At 43.4% G+C, this 21369-nt stretch carries 17 protein-coding genes and 1 other annotated feature; of the genes, 3 read left to right on the plus strand and 14 right to left on the minus strand.

All coding sequences use genetic code 11. The annotated features are described in order from the left end of the window. Nucleotides 1–9: 9 nt before the first annotated feature. The 13 genes from yihA to ilvB all read right to left on the minus strand — a co-directional run bounded on the left by yihA (nt 10) and on the right by ilvB (nt 17102). A complete protein-coding gene (yihA, locus tag NSU05_RS14065) occupies nt 10–597 on the minus strand; it encodes a ribosome biogenesis GTP-binding protein YihA/YsxC (protein ID WP_014114673.1) in 588 nt (195 codons plus the stop codon). Beyond that, on the minus strand, nt 594–2918 hold the full coding sequence (gene lon / locus NSU05_RS14070; protein ID WP_003229618.1) for an endopeptidase La: 2325 nt from the start codon (nt 2916–2918) through the stop codon (nt 594–596). Before lon ends, yihA begins: the two co-directional genes overlap by 4 nt. 180 nt (nt 2919–3098) lie before the next feature. Beyond that, nucleotides 3099–4757, minus strand: a complete 1659-nt coding sequence (lonB, locus tag NSU05_RS14075) for an ATP-dependent protease LonB (RefSeq protein WP_014477564.1) — start codon at nt 4755–4757, stop codon at nt 3099–3101. 153 nt (nt 4758–4910) lie between these two features. Continuing rightward, nucleotides 4911–6173, minus strand: a complete 1263-nt coding sequence (gene clpX, locus NSU05_RS14080; protein ID WP_003229613.1) for an ATP-dependent protease ATP-binding subunit ClpX — start codon at nt 6171–6173, stop codon at nt 4911–4913. A 271-nt stretch (nt 6174–6444) separates the two neighbouring features. After that, nucleotides 6445–7719 (minus strand): trigger factor, encoded by a 1275-nt coding sequence (gene tig, locus NSU05_RS14085; RefSeq protein ID WP_015714466.1) that lies wholly within the window; start codon nt 7717–7719, stop codon nt 6445–6447. 227 nt (nt 7720–7946) lie between these two features. Further along, a complete protein-coding gene (gene ddcA / locus NSU05_RS14090) occupies nt 7947–8951 on the minus strand; it encodes a DNA damage checkpoint antagonist DdcA (RefSeq protein ID WP_003229609.1) in 1005 nt (334 codons plus the stop codon). A 118-nt stretch (nt 8952–9069) separates the two neighbouring features. After that, nucleotides 9070–9669, minus strand: coding sequence for a 3-isopropylmalate dehydratase small subunit (gene leuD, locus NSU05_RS14095; RefSeq protein WP_038429409.1), 600 nt, complete (start codon nt 9667–9669; stop codon nt 9070–9072). A gap of 12 nt (nt 9670–9681) precedes the next feature. Continuing rightward, nucleotides 9682–11100 carry a 3-isopropylmalate dehydratase large subunit gene (leuC, locus tag NSU05_RS14100; RefSeq protein ID WP_003229604.1) on the minus strand — a complete coding sequence of 473 codons (1419 nt, stop codon included), beginning with the start codon at nt 11098–11100 and terminating at the stop codon, nt 9682–9684. A gap of 49 nt (nt 11101–11149) precedes the next feature. Further along, the gene (gene leuB, locus NSU05_RS14105; protein ID WP_015251530.1) at nt 11150–12247 is read right to left on the minus strand and encodes a 3-isopropylmalate dehydrogenase; all 1098 of its coding nucleotides are present in this window, start codon (nt 12245–12247) and stop codon (nt 11150–11152) included. Between the two features lie 20 nt (nt 12248–12267). After that, a complete protein-coding gene (locus NSU05_RS14110) occupies nt 12268–13824 on the minus strand; it encodes a 2-isopropylmalate synthase (protein ID WP_038429410.1) in 1557 nt (518 codons plus the stop codon). After that, on the minus strand, nt 13811–14839 hold the full coding sequence (ilvC, locus tag NSU05_RS14115; RefSeq protein ID WP_003222549.1) for a ketol-acid reductoisomerase: 1029 nt from the start codon (nt 14837–14839) through the stop codon (nt 13811–13813). Before ilvC ends, NSU05_RS14110 begins: the two co-directional genes overlap by 14 nt. A 23-nt stretch (nt 14840–14862) precedes the next feature. Then, the gene (gene ilvN, locus NSU05_RS14120) at nt 14863–15381 is read right to left on the minus strand and encodes an acetolactate synthase small subunit (RefSeq protein WP_004399096.1); all 519 of its coding nucleotides are present in this window, start codon (nt 15379–15381) and stop codon (nt 14863–14865) included. Next, entirely contained in the window at nt 15378–17102 is a 1725-nt protein-coding gene (gene ilvB, locus NSU05_RS14125) for an acetolactate synthase large subunit (protein WP_029726372.1), read from the minus strand. The genes ilvN and ilvB overlap by 4 nt, the downstream gene beginning before the upstream one ends. Nucleotides 17103–17223: 121 nt before the next feature. Next, nucleotides 17224–17470: a binding site (T-box leader), on the minus strand. A 446-nt stretch (nt 17471–17916) separates the two neighbouring features. On the opposite strand from ilvB, the gene cotQ reads away from it, so the two are divergent. Then, entirely contained in the window at nt 17917–18252 is a 336-nt protein-coding gene (gene cotQ / locus NSU05_RS14130) for an inner spore coat protein CotQ (protein ID WP_038429411.1), read from the plus strand. A gap of 168 nt (nt 18253–18420) precedes the next feature. Beyond that, a complete protein-coding gene (locus NSU05_RS14135) occupies nt 18421–18876 on the plus strand; it encodes a GNAT family N-acetyltransferase (protein WP_038429412.1) in 456 nt (151 codons plus the stop codon). Between the two features lie 132 nt (nt 18877–19008). Here NSU05_RS14135 and NSU05_RS14140 read toward each other — a convergent pair whose 3' ends face one another. Then, entirely contained in the window at nt 19009–20322 is a 1314-nt protein-coding gene (locus NSU05_RS14140) for a DUF1668 domain-containing protein (protein WP_038429413.1), read from the minus strand. A gap of 217 nt (nt 20323–20539) precedes the next feature. Between NSU05_RS14140 and NSU05_RS14145 the strand changes: the two genes are divergently transcribed. Next, the gene (locus tag NSU05_RS14145) at nt 20540–21361 is read left to right on the plus strand and encodes a YsnF/AvaK domain-containing protein (protein WP_038429414.1); all 822 of its coding nucleotides are present in this window, start codon (nt 20540–20542) and stop codon (nt 21359–21361) included. Nucleotides 21362–21369 lie beyond the last annotated feature (8 nt).

Here is a 21369-nt window from a genome sequence, read left to right on the forward strand (position 1 = left end):
GAGGATTCTCTACCGGTTTATCATTTTTTTGATCGCTCCCCAAGCTTCGTCTTTCCCCTTTTTCGTTTCTGAAGAAAAGAGAATCAGCTCGTCTTCCGGATCAATATTTAATGTTTGTCGGACAACCTTCGCGTGTTTGTCCCATTTTCCTTTCGGGATCTTATCCGCCTTTGTAGCGATAATAATAACAGGAATGCCGTAATACTTTAAGAATTCATACATCTGCACATCATCATTGGATGGCGCATGCCGCAAATCAACGATCTGTACCACTGCTTTTAATTCCTCACGTGTCGTGATATAGGTTTCAATCATTCTGCCCCAAGCTTCACGCTCAGACTTTGACACTTTGGCAAAACCGTACCCCGGCACATCCACAAAATGCAGTTCATCATTGATAATGTAGAAATTAAGCGTTTGTGTTTTTCCAGGCTTTGACGATGTTCTCGCAAGATTTTTGCGATTGATTAATGAATTGATAAAAGACGATTTTCCTACGTTTGATCTTCCAGCCAATGCAATTTCCGGTAGCCCTCCTTCAGGGTACTGTTCCGGTTTTACTGCACTGATCACGATTTCTGACTTTGTGACTTTCATTTCTTCTCTCCTACTAAGGCATGTTCCAAAACCTCGTCTAAGTGGGACGCCAATATAAATGTCAGCCCCTCTCTGACGCTTTCAGGAATATCCTCTATATCTTTTTCATTATCTTTAGGCGCAATAATGGTCGTTAATCCCGCTCTATGTGCGCCAAGCGCTTTTTCCTTTAAGCCGCCGATCGGCAGCACGCGCCCGCGAAGCGTGATTTCCCCAGTCATGCCGACTTCACGCGAAACCGCCCGTCCCGTTAAAGCAGAAACAAGCGCTGTTGCCATCGTAATACCGGCTGACGGACCATCTTTTGGCACCGCACCCTCTGGTACATGTATATGAATATCATACTTCTCATGAAAGTCAGGTTCAATGCCAAGTTCTTCTGTTTTGGATCGCACATAGCTGAATGCAGCCTGAGCAGACTCTCTCATAACATCTCCGAGCTTTCCTGTCAGGATTAATTTCCCTTTCCCCGGAGAAAGCGATACTTCAATCGACAGCGTATCTCCGCCAACGGTTGTATAAGCAAGCCCTGTCACTACACCAACCTGATCCTCTGTTTCAGCTTGTCCATATCTGAAAATACGTTTTCCGATAAAGTCTTGAAGGTTCTTCTCAGTAACCGTAATCCGTTTTCGCTCTTCAGCAACAATGGCTTTTGCAGCTTTACGGCAAATCGCGGCAAGCTGGCGTTCAAGGCTTCTCACACCAGCTTCTCTCGTATAGTAGCGGATAATATCAAGAATCGCCTGATCACGCAACTGAAGATTGCTTTTCTTCAGCCCGTGTTCTTTGATTTGCTTTGGAAGCAAGTGATCCTTTACGATTTCAAGTTTTTCTATTTCTGTGTAGCCTGCGATATTAATAATTTCCATTCTGTCTCTGAGCGGGCCCGGGATTGTGGCCAAATTGTTCGCCGTTGCGATAAACAGCACTTTGGATAAATCAAAGGTTTCTTCAATATAGTGATCACTGAAGCTGCTGTTTTGCTCTGGATCAAGCACTTCAAGCATAGCGGATGATGGGTCTCCTCTAAAATCAGATGACATTTTGTCAATTTCGTCTAATAAGAAGACCGGATTCAGCTTGCCCGCTTTTTTCATCCCTTGAATAATACGTCCAGGCATTGCTCCGACATAGGTCCGTCTGTGTCCGCGTATCTCTGATTCGTCCCGAACTCCTCCGAGTGAGATTCTGACGAATTTGCGTCCCAAGCTTTTTGCAATTGATTTGGCTAAAGACGTTTTTCCGACACCTGGAGGTCCTGCCAAACAGAGAATCGGGCCTTTCAGGGATTTGGTCAGCTTCTGGACAGCCAAATATTCTAAAATACGTTCTTTTACTTTTTCAAGCCCGTGGTGCTCTTCGTCCAAGAGACGTCCTGCTTCTTTCAAATCAAGCTTATCATCTGTTTCATCCGTCCACGGAAGAGCAACCAGCCAGTCGATATAGTTGCGGATCACGGAGCTTTCCGCAGAACTTGACGGAATTTTTTCATATCTGTTTAATTCTTTAAGCGCTGTTTCCTTCACATGATCAGGCATGCCTGCTTCTTCGATTTTTTCCGTCAGCGTCTGAACTTCGCCAGTTTTGCCTTCTTTATCGCCAAGCTCTTTTTGGATCGCCTTCATTTGTTCCCGTAAGTAGTATTCCTTCTGCGTACGCTCCATCGAACGTTTGACGCGCTGGCCGATTTTTTTCTCAATCTCCAGCACTTCTTTTTCATTATTAATAAAATCAATGACCTTGTTCAGCCTGTCTTTGACATCAGCCGTTTCTAAAATATCCTGCTTATCCTTTAGTTTAAGGGGCAGGTGAGAAGCAACGATGTCTGCCATTCTCCCCGGCTCTTCGATATCAGTAACCGCGGCGTACGTTTCGGCCGAGATTTTTTTAGAAATTTTTATGTACTGATCAAAGTGGTCTAGCAAAGTCCGCATCAATGCTTCGTCTTCTGTATCTTTTGAATCATCTTCATGAATAAGTTGAATGTCGACCGACGTGTAATCCTCGTGTTCATTGTATTTGACGATATGGGCGCGCTTGAGGCCCTCCACCAACACACGAATCGTACCGTTCGGAAGCTTCAGCATTTGCTTAATTTTTGTATAGGTGCCGACAGTGAAAATCTCGTCTTCACCAGGTTCGTCTATCGAAATATCCTGCTGAGTGGCTAAAAATATCATATGATCATGCATCATTGCCTGTTCAAGAGCCTGAACCGACTTGTCACGTCCTACATCTAAATGCAAAACCATCGTCGGGTACACTAATAAACCTCTTAAAGGGAGGAGCGGGATGCTGCGTTTTAATTCTTCTGCCATGTGACTGACACCTCCGTGACTTTAGTATGAACCATTATAATACAACTTTTTCATCCTTGTACAATAAACGGCATGGTTCCATTTTCTATAAAACAGTCTCCTCGTAGTATACCCTTTCTTTCTGATATGAAAAAGGAAAAGATGTCCTTCATGAAAAAAACCCTATTATCAAAATAGGGTTTAAACGGATTCTTTATTGATTTCGATATGAAACGGTTTTTGTTCCGTTGGCGGATTCACCAAAATTTCATCAAGCACTTCTTGGAACGTCTTCACTGCAATAATCTCGATCCCGTCAATCTGCTTTAAGATCGCCTGCTGATTTTCATATGGGATAATCACCTTTTTCGCACCGGACTGCTTGGCCGCTTTTATTTTCGGAATGACGCCTCCGATGGGTTTCACAAGACCGTTCAGGCTGATTTCGCCCGTCATCGCAACGGTATTGTCAATAGGAATTTTGTGTATCGCCGAGAAAATCCCCGCCGCCATCGCAATGCCTGCTGACGGCCCATCAATCGGAATCCCTCCTGGGAAATTGATGTGAATATCATAATCAGAAGGCTTCATTCCCATTGTCCGGAGCACGGTTAATACATTTTCAACCGAACCCTTCGCCATGCTTTTTCGCCTGATCGATTTTGATTGGCTGCCGATGCTTTCTTCTTCAGCTATTCCTGTGATGTTAATTGATCCTTTATCTTGAGCCGCGGTTACACTTACTTCGATTTCCAGAAGCGATCCGCTGTTAGGCCCATAGACTGCAAGCCCATTTACAATGCCAACCTGTGGTTCAACACCGATTTTTTGCTCGTGCTTTGGAGTAAGCTGACTGGAGTGAATGACCCATTCAATATCCTCAATCGTAATGTCCTTCCGATTCTCCGTTACAGCCATCCCCGCTGCGATTTGAATCATATTGACGGCTTCCCGCCCGTTCCGCGTGTAGCTGGTCAAAAGATCCAGTCCTTCTTCGGAGATATTTTTTTCAATTTTATCCGCTGCTGTTTTAGCAACCGTTTTCAGCTCATCCTTTTCAAGCTCGCGGAAAAAAACCTCCAAACAGCGGGACCGGATAGCTGGCGGAATTTCGTTTGGCATTCTCGTGGTCGCGCCAATCAAGCGAAAATCAGCCGGCAGCCCATTTTGAAAAATATCATGAATATGATTCGGAATTTGTGTATTTTCCTCACTGTAATACGCACTGTCTAAAAAGACTTTTCTGTCCTCAAGCACCTTCAGCATTTTATTCATTTGAATAGGATGCAGCTCCCCTATTTCATCAATAAACAGCACACCGCCATGGGCATGGGTGACAGCTCCCTGCTTCGGCTGCGGAATCCCAGCCTGTCCCATCGCTCCGGCCCCTTGATATATCGGGTCATGGACAGAGCCGATGAGCGGATCGGCAATTCCTCTTTCATCAAAACGGGCTGTTGTCGCATCGAGTTCCACAAAGACAGCCTGCTCTTTAAACGGTGATTGTTTATGTTTTTTTGCTTCTTCCAACACAAGCCGCGCAGCAGCCGTTTTCCCAACTCCCGGTGGCCCATAGACAATCACATGCTGAGGATTTGGCCCGCATAAAGCCGCCTTTAATGCTTTTATGCCGTCTTCCTGTCCGACGATATCTTGAAAGCTTTTGGGGCGGACCTTCTCAGATAATGGCTCGGACAAGCTGATAGCGCGCATTTTCCGAAGCTGCTCCATTTCCTTCTTTGATTCTTTATCTATCGTGACCTTTTGTGTCCTTTGATTTTTAAGCAAATTCCAAAAATACAAACCGATGATGATCCCAAAAAACAGCTGAATAAATAACGCAATCCCTGTCCAACTCATGGTGGTCCCTCCTGAAAAACAATTTATGTATCCAATTCATTCCTCTGATTGCTAGTATCTCCCATAGGAGGCGGGAATAAACGTTTTTCCGGAAGAGTTTGCATGCAAAAAAAACCTCCTGAGTGTTACCACTCAGGAGGTTTGTGCTTATCTTTATGCAGATGTTTTATCTTGGCTTACCTCAGTGCCGTCTTTTAATAAGAGGCGAGGAGGCTCTCCGTGTGTCACAGTTGCCCCGGTAATTACACATTTTTCAATGTCATCACGAGAAGGCAGCTCAAACATCACATCAAGCATGATGCCTTCAATGATAGAACGGAGTCCGCGTGCTCCAGTCTTGCGTTCAATTGCTTTTTTAGCAATTTCAGAAAGCGCTTCTTCTTCAAACTCAAGCTCAACGTTATCAAGCTCAAGCATTTTCTTGAATTGCTTAACAAGAGCGTTTTTCGGTTTTGTTAAGATCGCAACCAATGCTTCTTCGTCAAGCTTTTCAAGGCTTGCAATAACCGGAAGACGTCCGATAAATTCAGGAATTAACCCGAAACGGAGCAAATCTTCAGGAAGCACTTTTGAAAGAAGATCTTCTTTCTCAAGATCAGCAGCTTTATTGTCGGCACCGAATCCAATCACTTTTTGGCCTAAACGGCGTTTGATGATTTGTTCGATACCATCGAAAGCTCCGCCGCAAATGAACAAAATATTTGTTGTGTCAATTTGAATGAATTCTTGATGAGGATGCTTACGTCCACCTTGAGGCGGCACGCTTGCCACTGTACCCTCAAGAATTTTAAGCAATGCCTGCTGTACACCCTCACCTGACACATCACGTGTGATAGACGGGTTTTCAGATTTTCTAGCCACTTTATCGATTTCATCAATATAGATAATGCCTTTTTCGGCTTTTTCCACATCATAATCAGCAGCTTGGATGAGCTTCAAGAGAATATTCTCTACATCTTCACCCACGTATCCAGCTTCAGTCAAAGATGTAGCGTCTGCAATCGCAAACGGCACATTTAAAATGCGAGCCAATGTTTGCGCCAGAAGGGTTTTACCGCTTCCCGTAGGGCCGATTAATGAAATATTACTTTTTGAAAGCTCAACATCATCAACTTTGCTGTTAGAGTTAATGCGCTTATAGTGGTTATACACAGCAACAGCAAGTGATTTCTTCGCTTGATCTTGGCCGATGACATATTCATTCAAAATTTCACGAATTTCCTGAGGCTTTGGTACGTCTTTAAATTCTACTTCTTCTTCTGTTCCGAGTTCTTCCTCTACAATTTCAGTGCAGAGTTCGATACATTCGTCACATATATATACACCAGGTCCAGCTACAAGCTTACGAACCTGATCTTGTGTTTTTCCACAGAACGAGCATTTTAATTGTCCTTTTTCCTCGTTAAATTTAAACATTCTTTCACCCCTTAATCTTGTCTCACTTTTTCTTTTACCGGCAGAGCAAAAGAAAATGATTCTTGAAACGAACGAGTATGTATTGCATTTTACCATACTTTCCAAAAAGACGGTAACAATGTGTTTCTGACTTGCACATTCTATATGTATGACAAAAAACTGCCCTGCATTAACTATATTGCCCCAAGAAAAAGAGATAACTCATAATTGTACAAAACAAGGCACGAATGATTCGCGCCCTGTTTTATTAGTACTATTATTATGCACCATATTAACGGTTTTCTACAAGAAAATCAATTGCTTTGCGAACTTTTAAATCTTCTTTCATCGCGTCAGTAGAACCGATGGCTTGTTTAATATTTTCAACAGGCATGTTGTATGCTTCAGCCATTTTAGTAAGCTCAGCATCAACTTCCTCATCTGATACTTCAAGGTTTTCCGCTTTCGCAATCGCCTCAAGAGTCAGGTTAGATTTTACGCGTTTTTCAGCATCTTCTTTCATTTGCTCTTTAAGCGCAGCTTCATCTTGACCTGAGAATTGAGTGTAAAGCTCAAGGTTCATGCCTTGCATTTGCAGACGCTGTTCGAATTCTTTCAGCATGCGGTCAAGCTCAGTGTCGACCATTGCTTGCGGAACATCGATTTCAGCATTTTCAGAAGCTTTCAGAACAAGCTCTTCACGCAATTTAGCGTCAGCTTCGTTTTCTTTTGCTTCTTCTAAACGTTTCTTTGTTTTTTCAGTTAATTCAGCAAGTGTTTCCACTTCTTCATCGATATCTTTTGCGAATTCATCGTCAAGCTCAGGAAGCTCTTTCGCTTTGATTTCGTGAATTTTCACTTTGAACACAGCTGGTTTGCCTGCAAGATCTTCAGCGTGGTACTCCTCAGGGAATGTCACTTCAACATCCTTCTCAGCACCTGCTTCAAGGCCAACTAATTGATCTTCGAAGCCAGGGATGAATGAGCCAGATCCTACTTCTAGAGAGTAGTTTTCAGCCTTTCCGCCTTCGAATGCTTCGCCGTCAACGAATCCTTCGAAATCAAGAACAACTGTGTTTCCTTCTTCAACGGTGCCTTCTTCTTTTACAACAAGCTCAGCTTGACGCTCTTGAAGGGCTTTTAGTTCGTTTTGAACATCTTCGTCAGTTACAGTTGTGTCGTCTTTTTCAATGCCCAGGCCTTTGTATTCGCCAAGCTTCACTTCAGGTTTTACTGTTACTTTCGCAGTGAAGATTAAGCTTTCGCCTTTTTCGATTTTTTCAACATCGATTTCAGGACGGTCTACAGGCTCGATTCCAGCTTCTTCAACCGCTTTAGGGTATTCTACAGGAAGAAGAATATCCAAAGCATCTTGGTAAAGAGCTTCTACGCCAAAGCGCTGTTCGAATAATCCGCGAGGAATTTTACCTTTACGGAATCCAGGAATTGAAACTTGTTTTACTACTTTTTTAAATGCATCATCAAGTGCTGTTTTAAACGTTTCAGCATCAACTTCAACCGTTAAAACGCCTTCGTTGCCTTCTTGTTTTTCCCATTTTACAGACATGTGTTTCCCTCCAAAAATCTATTCAGGTTGTGTCGGTCTTCCATTCTAAAGCAATCATTCGGCTTCGTCCAACAAAAACAAAGCTGCCAAAGATCAGAATCATTATGTATAGATGTTAATAATGAACTGCAAAGCCTGTCCAACCGTATTTCTTATAACCCGTTATACACAAATACAACCACTATATTATAACATAACACATAGCGCTTTCAACTATATGGCGCGATTTACAAATAAGAAATTTCTTCAATATCTTTTAACATTGTGCAAGCTTCATCGAGTTCTCTGTCTGTAAATTCATACATCATATGAAGTTCTTCGCTTTCAATTTCAATCCCGTGCATCTCGTAACCGACTTTATGAAGGGCAGCCGCCCAAAGGTCAGCCGACAGCAATTTCGGCTGGAACGGATATAAAACGTACAAATGTCTTCTCCACAATTCTTCTACTGCCGCATATAAGGTTGGATTTTCATTTCCAAGTGTCTCATCCAGCACCCTGAGAACACGGTGAAGAATCGGCGCGGCATCAGGCGGAACAATCTCAGACGGTTCAATTGTCAACGACTCGCCAAATTTACTAATGTGTACAGGTTTACTGTACTCATGCTCAGCCAACAGCATGACAATCATCGTTTTGATAATCGGATGGGCTGAGGGGTCTTGGAGGATTGTTTTGAGCAATCCTGTATACTTTGCTACGTTACGGTCTTTTAAGGAATGAATGAGATTCATTTGCTCCTCAGGGCTTGCCAGCACTTTCTCGGTGTCAATTGTATCCTCATATTCTTCGGCCCAAGCCTCGTCCTCACGATCCGGATCGGTCATTTTCCGGCTGAAATCCAGCAGCTTATAAAATTGCTCGGCGCTTTCTGCAGGCAGCTGATTTTCTTCCAAAACGGCTTCAATGGTGCTTTTGACTTCCTCGTATTTTTTGAGCTGAATTAAGATGGTCATGTACACCTGCAAAACCGTAAAATAATGGCCATAACCTTCTTTGAGCATCTTCTCGCACACGCTTTCTGCCTCTTCCAGCTCGCCCAGCTCTAAAAAGCAGATGGCCATCCCTAAGTGAAGATCGGATTCAGTATCATCATATTTCATCGCTTCTGAAAACAGTTCAAGCGCTTCTTGATACTTTTTTTCCTTGAGTGATGACATCCCTTTTTCCACAAGGCGGTCTTTCAGATGAGGAAAAGGAATAATTTTTGCGTTTTTCTTGTCATGCGTCATACCTATATTCCTTTCAGGCATTTATTTTGTTCAAGTGTATCAACACCTGTGAACAAACACAAGAAATGAAAGGTTTCACCAGGCAAAAAAAGCCGCCGGACAAATACCGGCCGCTTTTTCAGTCTTGAAGCCAAGAGCTTCTTTGTGATTCAAATTGCTTGATTTCATCTTCCAGCAGCAGCGTTAATGAAATTTCATCATATCCGTTGATCAGCATCTCTTTCCAATGCGGGTCAACTTCAAATGAAATTTGATTGCCTTCACTGTCATGAATCAGCTGATTTTCAAGGTCAACAGTCATTTGCAATGACTTGTTTTCATACTGGCCGACAAGCTGTTTCCAATTGTCATATGGCATGCGGATCGGAAGCATGCCGTTTTTAAAGCAGTTCTGATGAAAAATATCAGCAAATGACGGCGCAATGATAATTTTAAACCCATAATCATCAAGTGCCCACGGAGCGTGTTCACGCGATGACCCGCAGCCGAAGTTTTCTCCTGCTATTAAAATGGAAGCTCCTTGATAAACAGGCTGGTTTAATTCAAATTCAGGGTTCGGTTCACCATTCGCATCATATCTCCAGTCAAAGAATGCAAAACGCCCGTAGCCTGTTCTTTCAATCCTCTTCAAAAATTGCTTAGGAATAATCTGGTCTGTATCCACATTGATCCGATTTAATACGGCCGCTTTCCCCGTATGTGATTTCAAAGGTTCCATCTCGCGCACTCCTTACACAACTGTTTTTTCCTGATAAAACTTTCTGACATCAACGAAGTGTCCGTGAATGGCAGCCATCGCAGCCATTGCCGGGCTGACGAGATGTGTTCTTGCACCTTTTCCTTGTCTGCCCTCAAAGTTGCGGTTAGAGGTTGATGCACAGCGCTCTCCCTCAGGAACAACATCATTATTCATACTCAAACACATGCTGCAGCCTGACTCTCTCCATTCAAATCCAGCTTCCAAGAAAATCTGGTCAAGCCCTTCTTTTTCAGCCTGAAGCTTCACGCTTTGGGATCCGGGCACGACGATGGCCCTTACGCTGTCAGCTACCTTCTTCCCTTTGATCATATCAGCAGCCTGTCGAAGGTCAGTCATGCGGGAATTCGTGCAGGAACCGATAAATACGTGCTCCACTTTAATGTCTTCAATTTTCTGATGAGGAGTCAGTCCCATATATTCATAAGCGCGAATCGCTTCTTTTTTATCATCTTCTGCAGAAAAGCTTTCCGGCGCAGGAACTTCAGAATCGACAGGAAGAACCATTCCCGGGTTAATGCCCCATGTCACCATAGGGGAAATTTTGTTGCCGTCAAGGACGATAGATTTATCATAAACAGCGCCCGGGTCTGTGCGCAGCGCCTTCCATTCCTCTACGGCCTTGTCAAATTCTTCGCCTTTTGGCGTATACTTGCGATTTTTGCAATATTCAAACGTCACCTCGTCAGGTGCAATCAAACCAGCTCTTGCTCCTGCTTCAATTGACATGTTACAAACAGTCATTCGTTCATCCATCGTCATATTTCTGAATACTTCCCCAGTGTATTCAATGACGTAGCCCGTGCCGAATTTCACACCGTATTTGCCGATGACAGCAAGGATGACATCCTTTGCCGTTACCCCTTTTTGCAACGTTCCATCTACGCGCACTTCAAGTGTTTTTGGGCGCTGCTGCCAAAGTGTCTGTGTGGAAAGGACATGTTCAACTTCACTCGTCCCGATTCCAAATGCAAGAGCGCCGAAAGCGCCATGTGTTGATGTATGACTGTCACCGCACACAATCGTTTTCCCTGGAAGCGTTAAGCCCAGTTCAGGGCCGACGACATGGACAATCCCTTGATCCACGCTGTGAAGATCGGCAAGGCGCACGCCAAATTCCTCACAGTTTCTTTCAAGCGCCGTTACCTGGCGTTTCGCAACTTCATCCTTTATCTCAAAACGATTGACAGTCGGGATGTTGTGGTCCATTGTCGCAAATGTGTTTTGGGGTCTTCTGACCTTTCTTCCCTTTTGTCTCAAGCCTTCAAATGCCTGAGGAGACGTCACCTCATGAATGAGGTGCAAATCAATATAGAGAAGATCCGGCTTTCCCTCACCATGTTTTACAATATGCTGATCCCAAATCTTTTCGATGATTGTTCGAGGCATCATCTTTTATTTCCTCCCTCTACCTAGAGCTAAGACCGCTTAACGTAAGCTGTCACACATTAGAAATTGTATTTTCACTCATGATTGCTGCCTTAACTTCCTCTGTAATGGCCTGAGTGCTGCTGAACTCTTCACCCCGTGCCAAGTCTCTTGTTCTTTTTCCGGAAGCCAAGACTTTGTTTACCGCATCTTCTACAGCTTTCGCTTCCTCTTCAAGCCCGAAAGATGTTCTCAAAAGCATTGCCGCTGACAATATGGCTGCGAACGGATTTGCCATCCCTTTACCGGCAATATCAGGCGCGGAGCCATGAACAGGTTCAAACAGATGAAGGCCAGAGCTTGATAGGCTGGCTGACGGGAGCATTCCGAGCGAGCCTGTAAGCATGGACGCTTCATCGCTTAAAATATCACCGAACATATTTTCAGTCACCACGACATCAAATTGATTCGGTGCATAAATTAGCTGCATGGCCGCGTTATCCACAAGCATGTGCTCAAGCTTCACATCAGGAAACTCTTGTGCAACGTCCTCAGCCACTTCACGCCACAGCCGGCTTGATTCAAGAACATTCGCTTTATCTACAGAGGTCACTTTGCCTTTTCTGGCTGCCGCCATTTTGAAGCCCTCTCTGATCACTCGTTCAATTTCCGTTCGCTTATAAAACAGTGTATCTACTGCTTCCTGCTCACCTTCAGTGTTTACATAACGTTTGCTCGGCTGGCCGAAATACAAGCCGCCTGTGAGCTCACGAACGATAACGAAATCAACATTATCTATATATTCTTTTTTCAAAGGCGAAGCGTCAGAAAGGCTTTCAAATACCTTCACAGGCCGCAAATTCGCAAACAAATCAAGCTGTTTTCTGATGCTGAGCAGCCCTTTTTCCGGTCTCAGTTCCGAAGGATTTTGATCCCATTTCGGTCCGCCGACAGCACCAAGCAATATCGCGTCTGCATTTTTACAAGCAGCAACGGTTTCCTCCGGGAGGGGGTTATGATGTTCATCAATAGCCGCCCCTCCAATCAGGCCATATTCAAATTCAAATTCATGGTTAAAGCGTTCGGCAACACTTTTCAGTACGTCTGTCGCTGATTCTAATACTTCAGGGCCGATCCCGTCTCCGGGCAATAGAGCAATACGTTTCTTCAAGTTAACCGTTCTCCTTTCTTTTATGATCCGACAGCTGTGTGGTTTTTCAATCCGCTCATATTCGACTGGAAAACCAATTGACGGTTGACTGCGTTCAAATAGGCTTTCGCTGATGCTTCTAATACGTCTTGCGCTATGCCCCGCCCTGCTGATTCTTTTCCGTTCACCAAAACTCTTACATACACCTGGGCAAATGCATCTTCGCCTTTTCTGTTAGACTGAATGCGGTAGTCTAAGAGCTCCACGTCCTTATCGATGCAGCGCTCAAGCGTATTGTAGATTGCTTCCACGCTTCCAGCTCCAGTTGCAGCTTCCTGAATAAGCTCTGCGTTTTCTTGATTTTTCAAAGATAGAGTAGCCGTAGGGACCTGACTTGTTCCGTAATGTACTTGCAGAGAAAGAAATTCATACCCAATCTTGCGATCTGTTACTTTTTCTTCTAAAATAAGAGAAACAAGATCCTCATCAGTGATTTCTTTTTTCTTCTCAGTCAACTCTTTGAACATCGTAAAGAATTTATTAATCTCTTCACTGTCAAATTGGAATCCTAAAGCAGTCAGCCGGTCTTTAAATGCGTGGCGTCCGGAATGTTTACCTAGGACAAGCGCATCTGCGGTTACGCCGACAAGCTCCGGTGAAATAATTTCATAAGTCGATTTTTCCTTTAAAAAGCCGTCCTGATGGATGCCTGATTCATGAGCAAATGCATTATCTCCAACAACCGCTTTGTTGCGCGGGACAGCCATGCCTGTCAGTTTGCTTACTAAATCACTTGTTCTCTTAATCTCGTTCAGTCTAATACCTGTTTCGACTTGGTAGAAATCTTTTCTGGTATGGAGGGCTACGGCAATTTCCTCTAATGCCGCGTTTCCGGCTCTTTCACCGATCCCGTTCACAGCGCATTCGATTTGATCAGCGCCATTTTCAATCGCAGCAAGAGAGTTTGCGACTGCCATTCCCAAATCATCATGACAGTGGGCTGAAAGCTTTGCTTTGTGAATGTTCGGAACGTTTTCTTTCATGTATTTAAAGATATTTCCGTATTCCGCCGGGGCCAGGTAGCCGACAGTGTCCGGAAGATTGATAACACTGGCGCCTGCGTCAATCACTTTCTCGACGATTTCTGCTAGAAACGGCAGTTCAGTGCGGCAGGCATCTTCAGCTGACCATTGCACAATCGGAAAACGTTCTTTTGCGTATTTCACCATTTCAACCGCTCTTTCAATGACTTGCTCACGTGTCATTTTCAGCTTGTGCTTCAAATGAATGTCCGATGTGGCGATAAAAACATGTATTCTCGGATGAGCACCTTCTTTTAACGCTTCCCAAGCAGCATCAATATCACCTTTTACACAACGGGCCAGACCAGTTACTGAACAATTTTTAATGGTTCTTGCGATTTCCTGAACAGCTAAAAAGTCACCTCGGGACGAAGCGGGAAATCCCGCTTCAATGATATCTGCCCCGAGTCTTTCGAGCTGCTTAGCTATGGCAAGTTTCTCCTGTGTATTCAAGTTCACTCCAGGGGACTGTTCACCATCACGAAGCGTCGTATCGAAAAAATTAATTTTGCGCAACGGAGACCACCGCTTCCTTCTTCTTGCCTTGTTTCACAAACGGCATCATTTCACGAAGCTTTCTTCCCACTACTTCGATTTGATGTTCGTTCTCGCTTGCATTGATAGCGTTGAAACGAGGACGGTTTACTTGGTTTTCGACGATCCACTCTTTTGCGAATGTACCGTTTTGGATATCTTTTAATACTTCTTTCATAGATTCTTTTACTTTAGCGTCCACAACGCGAGGACCTGATACGAAATCTCCCCACTGTGCTGTGTCAGAGATTGAATATCTCATTCCTGCAAGTCCTTCTTCGTACATAAGGTCTACGATTAATTTCAGCTCATGAAGACACTCGAAGTATGCAAGTTCAGGCTGATAACCTGCTTCAGTTAATGTTTCAAATCCGGCTTTGACAAGCGCGCTTAATCCGCCGCAAAGAACTGCTTGCTCACCGAACAAATCTGTTTCTGTTTCTTCTTTAAATGTCGTTTCTAATACGCCCGCTCTTGCGCCGCCGATTCCTTTAGCATAAGCGAGGGCTTTGTCTCTTGCTTCTCCAGTCACATCTTGATAGATTGCGAACAATGCCGGTACGCCAGCTCCTTGCTCATATGTTCTTCTTACCAAGTGTCCCGGGCCTTTAGGGGCCACTAAGAATACATCTACATCCGCCGGAGGAACAATTTGATGGAAATGCACGTTAAATCCATGAGCGAATACTAATGATTTTCCTGCTGTCAATTCATCTTTGATTTCAGCTTCGTATACTTTTTGCTGCTGCTCATCCGGAAGCAGAACCATGATGATTTCGGCTTGGGCTGCCGCTTCTTTTACTGAAAATACTTTATGTCCGTCTTCTTGGGCTTGAGTGAAAGATTTTCCTTGTCTAACACCGACGATCACGTCTACTCCGCTTTCTTTAAGGTTCAGGGCATGTGCGTGGCCTTGCGAACCGTACCCGATAACCGCTACTGTTTTTCCAGCCAATACGTTCTCTTTGATATCACCGTTATAATATACTTTTACCATTTTAATCTCTCCCTTGTTATGTTTTATACAATAGATATTGTTTTATTGGATGACGCCTTTTGCTGGGTTCCCCTCGCAAAAGCCGTTGTACCTGTTCTCGCGATTTCTTTAATGCCATAAGGTTTTAATAATTCAATAAGCGCTTCAATTTTGTTAGATTCACCCGTCACCTGAACAACGATGCTGTCTCTGCTGACATCAACGACAGAGGCTCTAAACGGTTCTATGATTCCATTAATCTCTGTTCTCGTTGAAGGTGCGGAGACAACCTTGATTAAGGCCAGCTCCCTCTGGACAATCGATTGATTTGTGATGTCCGTGACTTTCAGCACATCAATCTGTTTGTTGAGCTGTTTCGTTAACTGTTCAACATCATTTTCTCCTTCAACGTGAACGACGAAGGTGATTCTGGAAACGCCGGCTGTTTCTGTGTGTCCAACTGTAATGCTTTCAATGTTGTAATGCCTTTTTGTGAATAGACCGGTGATCCGGTTTAACACCCCGGAGCGGTTCACCACAGTCAATGTGATAATTCTTTTCAAGGTTTCACCCCCACCATTTCATGCAGCCCTTTCCCCGGAGCCACCATCGGGAATACTTTTTCTTCGCTGGCAACCCGCACGTCAATGACAACAGGTTCTCTTGATGTTAATGCCTCTTCCAGCTTTTCCTTTGCTTCCGCTTCTGATGAAATTCTGATGCCTTTAATGCCGTATGCTTCGGACAATTTGACGAAGTCAGGCTGAGAAGCGAATTTAGATTCTGAATAACGTTCTTCATAGAAAATTTCCTGCCACTGTCTGACCATTCCGAGACAAGCGTTATTTAAAATCACTACCTTGACCGGAAGATTTAATTCGCGAATAACATCGAGTTCTTGAAGCGTCATTTGGAACCCGCCGTCTCCGACAACCGCGACAACAGTAGCATCTTTTTCGGCCAGCTGTGCGCCGATCGCCGCCGGAAGACCGAATCCCATCGTTCCAAGTCCGCCTGACGTGACCCATTTATCTGCTTTTTGGAACGGATAAAATTGCGCTGACCACATTTGATGCTGGCCTACATCCGTTGCGACAATGGCCTCTCCTTTTGTAAATTGATGAATATATTCAATCAATTTCTGAGGTTTAAAACCTTCTTCTTCATTATCTACATACCAGAGCGGATACTCTTCTTTCCATTCTGCGAGCTGTTTTTTCCATTCGCTTGAATCGCTTTGTTTGCCGTCTTGTTTGATCAGCTCCTGCAGGACAATTTTGCTGTCTCCGACTACAGGAATCTGTGTTTTCATGATTTTTCCGATTTCAGCTGGATCAATATCGATGTGGGCTATCTTTGCGTTTCTGGCAAAGTGTTTCAGGTTTCCTGTGACACGGTCATCAAAACGGGCGCCGATACTGATTAATAGATCACATTCATGAAGGGCCATATTGGCTGTATAAGTACCGTGCATTCCCGCCATCCCTAGGAAAAGCGGATGGTCAGCCGGGAAGCCTCCGAGCCCCAAAAGGGTGTGTACCACAGGGATTTGCTGCTGTTCAGCATAATTTTTTAATTCTTCTGACGCTTTTCCGTGCAGTACGCCCGCACCCGCCAGGATCACCGGTTTTTTCGCACTGCTCACGGCTTCCACAAGCTTGCGGATCTGCAAATAATTCGGCTCTGTTGTCGGCTGGTATCCCGGGAGATTCATCTCATGATCGTAGCTGAATTCTCCTTCAATCGTTGCTACATCTTTCGGAATATCAATCAATACAGGTCCGGGTCTTCCAGTTGTTGCAATATGGAACGCTTCTTTAATGATGCGCGGCAGATCTTCCGGCTGGCGAACCTGGTAGCTGTGTTTTGTCACTGGCATCGTAATCCCTAAAATGTCCGCTTCCTGAAATGCATCGCTCCCGATTACAGAGGTTGCTACCTGCCCTGTAAAGACAACTAACGGCAATGAATCAATCATGGCATCAGCAAGGCCTGTAACAAGGTTTGTCGCTCCCGGCCCTGACGTGGCAATGACGACACCCGGTTTTCCGGAGACTCTTGCGTATCCCTCCGCTGCATGAATTGCGCCTTGTTCGTGACGGGGAAGGATATGTACCAACCCTGAATTGTATAGCTTATCGTAAATCGGAAGCACAGCCCCGCCCGGATAACCGAAGATCATTTCTACTTTCTCTTTTTTTAATGATTCAATCAGCATTAATGCTCCGCTCATCGTCTGTGTACATTCGGCAGATGCTGAATCCACCTGTACATTAGTCCCCATTTTAGTTCCTCCTTTTGGATTTTCATCCTTTAAAGATCATCTTTTCATTAGCTAGATAGCTGATTATTCAATAAAAAAAGCCCTTCCGCCCACAATCAGCCGCGCAGTAACTGCGATAGCTAAAAGGGGCGAAAAGGCTTTTCTTTCCGCGGTACCACCCTTGTTTACGGCCTGTTAATCGGCCGTCTCATGGATATTTCTATCCGCTTTAGTAACGAGTGAATCAAGTTCACCCGGCCAAGTCCTACTGTCATTTCAGACTGGCACTCTGAGGCGAGTTCACCTTGTAAAGCTTCGCCGGTTCTCAGCTAACCCGGTTCTCTGTGGAAAGCTTTTTCAAGGCTACTTATCCTCATCTGCGCTTTTCATATTCAGCCTTCGGAACGGCTTTCCAGCTGTTCAAGAAGGTCGTTTGTTTTTCATTTTTTTAGAATCATACTGCGATGATTTTCGCTTGTGAAGCTTGCGTTTATCTTTTGTTGAACTCATATTACGCCGCTTTGGACGCAGTGTCAACAGCATTTTTTAAAATTATTAGACAATTTCGATTAATCAAACTATATTGTATACGCTTTCATTATTGATACAAAAGGAATTGCAAATGTTAAAAGTTTTTATAATTTTTTTATTAATCTATCAAGAGTACACCAGAATTATTTAATTTTATATAAACATGTAAGATTTTATAACACGCTATGGTTCGTATATGGATTGAGTCTGACAGATCATCTTGCAATCCATTTCAATTTCGGATAGGCACCCCTATTATTCCCCGGCATACATTAATGGTATCTTGCAAAGAAAAGGTGATACGATGAATAAATCATTAGCAGACATGCAAGGATTCCCTGCAGGCTTCCCAAGCTTCCCGAGCTTTCCGCAGCAGTACTATCCTGCTGTCCCTCCCTTTTACCAGCAAAGCCAGCAGCCATTTGGAGGCTACGGATACGGACAGCCGTTCAGTCAGGCATACAGCCCGTTAACCACTCCCTCTGGAATGTACTCCTCATTCCCATACGCTTCAGGATTTTACGGACAGCAATTTTCAGGTGCAGGCTTTAGCGGCCATGGCGGCAGCTTAAGTGCTCCAGCGATACATGCCGGCGGATTCAGCGGGGCGCCAGGCGTACACGGAGGCTTTAGATATTAAAGAAGACCACAAGGGCCGAACATATATTGCGGTCCTTTTATTGTTTTAAAACGACTTCACAAATACAGTCACATTTTCTGTCTTTATATTTGGAAACAGGATGGAATATGATTAAGATGAATTGAACGATATTCTGCACAACCCGTAAGTTTTCGAGGAGGAATAAAATTGCATATAAAAATAGACGATTTAACTGGACGTCAGGTGGCCTCACTTGTGAATGAGCATTTACATAGCATGACGCTTATGTCCCCGCCAGAAAGCATTCATGCCTTAGGTTTAGAAAAACTAAGAGGGCCTGAAATAACATTTTGGAGCGCATGGGAAGGTGATGAACTAGCTGGCTGCGGAGCGCTAAAAGAACTGGACACCCGGCATGGAGAAATCAAATCAATGCGAACATCTGCATCACATTTAAGAAAAGGCGTTGCCAAACAAGTTCTCCAGCACATCATTGAAGAAGCCGAGAAGCGAGGCTATGAGCGGTTAAGCTTAGAAACGGGTTCAATGGCTTCATTTGATCCGGCAAGAAAGTTGTATGAAAGCTTCGATTTTCAGTACTGTGAACCGTTTGCAGACTACAGTGAAGATCCAACCAGTGTGTTTATGACGAAGGAATTGTGAGACGATTTTATAAGGATAGATAAGTGCAGGGGAAGGTCTGTCTATCTCTTACCGTTTTCCCTTCTAAAGTTTAATAGAGTAAGTCAACAAAAACCATCCAACATTGCATTGGATGGTTTTTGGATGGATGGTTTATTTATATTTATTTACTTCGTACATCAAAATATTTTTAAACACAACATAATCCTTTTTACTCTCAAAAGGCCCTTTGTTGTTGTCATGCTCATCTATTTCATAAAAGCCTGGTCCCTCTCCGGCATCACGCTGCTTGTACCATTTGAGGAATCCATTCACTTCTTTCATAGACAGCTGATATTCTTTTTGCAAACCGTTTACCATGGTGACAACAAGAAGGGCGTCTCCGTCTTCTGCTGAGTTATCCTCAGAAGGTGTTGTTGATCCTTTGTCCTTATCTCCTGAATTGCCTTCAGAAGGTGTTGTTGATCCTTTATCCTTATCTCCCGGAGTTTCCTCTGAATCGGATGGTATGTTTAAATCCTTTAGCGAAATAGATATAACTGATTTAATTTTAGCATTTGCATTATCACCAAAACTTCCACCAAAACTGGAGTTTTCTTCTCTTCCACCAATTACGTAAAGTGTATCATCAATAATGGCAGAAGAATGCGCCATTCTGTATAGCGCTTTCGGATTTGTCACTGCTGTAACTGATTGACTTTTAGGATCGTACACCTTAATTCGGTTTACACCTCCAGTCATCAAAATTTTCCCTTTATAAGCAAGCGCAGAATAATATCCTGCTGTGAATCCTTTACCATTTTCTGCCCATGTGTCTTTTTCTGGATCATAAACATAAACGATTTGGGGAATATAATGCGTTCCGCCAAGAATATATAGTTTATTATCAATTACTGCAGTAGAAGCTCCTGTTACTTCATAATTTAAATTCTGTTTTTTCTCCCATTTTTTCGTTTCGAGATCGTAACTGTAAGTCGTTGCATATCTAGAATTTTCATAGGCCACAACATATATTTTCTTTCCTATAGCTTCTGCATAAATCTTATAAGCTGGAACTTTATTATTTCCAAAGGGAAGATCATCTAATTTTTCCCATGTATCTTTTTTTGGATCATAAACTTCTACTGTCTTGACAACTCCATCGTTTGACCTTCCACCCATGACATAAATTTTACCGTCAACTGTAACAGTTGCAGCACCTCCCCTCTCTGTGGGCATGTCGGCTTTTCTTGTCCATTCATTTGTTTTAGGATCATAGACAAACGTTTGATTCCCATAAGTACCTGGTTTTACAGTCCCGCCACCTATCACATATATCTTTCCATCTACTACACCGCTGCTTGCGCCGACACGCGGCTCAGGCAAATCTGCTCTTTCTTTCCATTCAACTGTTTCCGCGCTAACTGTTTGGAGCGATTGAAACAGCGCAATAACAAATAAGAAAAAAACAACGAACCATTTTTTCAAAAGAAAACACTCCTTTATTTAATTGTTTCACATAACAAATATCGGCATGACTATGAATTTTTTCATATCTTTTCCTGTATATTCATTTTTCAGGAAATTCCAATTAAAATTTTCTCTAAAAAACTCGAATGTTTTCAATTTTGTTTAATTCAAAGAACAGCGGGAATTACAAACGACATGAACGATATCATGCAAATTCATAAAGGAGGAGATTGATATGAAAAGCATAGTTGGTGTATATGAAACTCCGCAGGAAACCATCGCAGCGATTGAAGGCTTACTCACAAAAGGCTATGATTCTGATGACATTTCTGTTGTGACAAGCCGGCGAGATACAGATTATTTGGAGTCACGTACAGGAACAGAAGTCAATCAAGCCATCGATGCACATCAGGACGAATCTGAATCTTTTTTCGATAAACTGAAAGATTATTTCACAATGGATGATACTTCTACACACAGCAAAGCATTATCCGACTTGGATATTAAAACTGATGAAATAGACAAGTATCAAGAAGATTTGGATGACGGAAAACTTCTGGTAGCCGTCGATACAGATGCTGATGTAAATGCTCCTATTGATAACGGCAATGCCCTTTCAGGCGGCTTTTCAAGCACAAATGAATTGGATTATACAACGAAAGAAGAAAAAACGATGCCGCTCCGGGAAGAACAGCTGAAGGTCGATAAGGAAGACGTTCAAACCGGCGAAGTAGAAATAGGAAAAGAAGTGAAAACAGAAAAAAGAGATATGGACATTCCGGTGAGACATGATGAAATTTATGTCGAACGCCGTCCAGTGGATGAAAATAAAACGGACGCTGCTCCCGTCAACGATTCGGAAGAGATCAGAGTTCCAATCGTTGAGGAAAAGCTGGAAGTGACTAAAAAACCGGTTGTCACTGATGAAGTGGTTGTCGGCAAACGCACTGTTGAAGAAAATGAACATATTTCTGAAACTGTGAAAAAAGAAGAACCTCGTCTGAATAAAGAAGGAAAAGTTGACGGCTTGGATGATGATCCGTTAAATAACAAATGAAAATCATA

The organism is Bacillus sp. EU52, assembly GCF_037964975.1.
Classification (GTDB): domain Bacteria; phylum Bacillota; class Bacilli; order Bacillales; family Bacillaceae; genus Bacillus; species Bacillus subtilis.

What these genes read in the sequence shown, in the direction of transcription:
- yihA (WP_014114673.1), bottom strand. Translation starts at nt 597, where the DNA reads ATGAAAGTCACAAAGTCAGAAATCGTGATCAGTGCAGTAAAACCGGAA.
- lon (WP_003229618.1), bottom strand. Translation starts at nt 2,918, where the DNA reads ATGGCAGAAGAATTAAAACGCAGCATCCCGCTCCTCCCTTTAAGAGGT.
- lonB (WP_014477564.1), bottom strand. Translation starts at nt 4,757, where the DNA reads ATGAGTTGGACAGGGATTGCGTTATTTATTCAGCTGTTTTTTGGGATC.
- clpX (WP_003229613.1), bottom strand. Translation starts at nt 6,173, where the DNA reads ATGTTTAAATTTAACGAGGAAAAAGGACAATTAAAATGCTCGTTCTGT.
- tig (WP_015714466.1), bottom strand. Translation starts at nt 7,719, where the DNA reads ATGTCTGTAAAATGGGAAAAACAAGAAGGCAACGAAGGCGTTTTAACG.
- ddcA (WP_003229609.1), bottom strand. Translation starts at nt 8,951, where the DNA reads ATGACGCATGACAAGAAAAACGCAAAAATTATTCCTTTTCCTCATCTG.
- leuD (WP_038429409.1), bottom strand. Translation starts at nt 9,669, where the DNA reads ATGGAACCTTTGAAATCACATACGGGGAAAGCGGCCGTATTAAATCGG.
- leuC (WP_003229604.1), bottom strand. Translation starts at nt 11,100, where the DNA reads ATGATGCCTCGAACAATCATCGAAAAGATTTGGGATCAGCATATTGTA.
- ilvC (WP_003222549.1), bottom strand. Translation starts at nt 14,839, where the DNA reads ATGGTAAAAGTATATTATAACGGTGATATCAAAGAGAACGTATTGGCT.
- ilvB (WP_029726372.1), bottom strand. Translation starts at nt 17,102, where the DNA reads ATGGGGACTAATGTACAGGTGGATTCAGCATCTGCCGAATGTACACAG.
- cotQ (WP_038429411.1), top strand. Translation starts at nt 17,917, where the DNA reads ATGAATAAATCATTAGCAGACATGCAAGGATTCCCTGCAGGCTTCCCA.
- NSU05_RS14145 (WP_038429414.1), top strand. Translation starts at nt 20,540, where the DNA reads ATGAAAAGCATAGTTGGTGTATATGAAACTCCGCAGGAAACCATCGCA.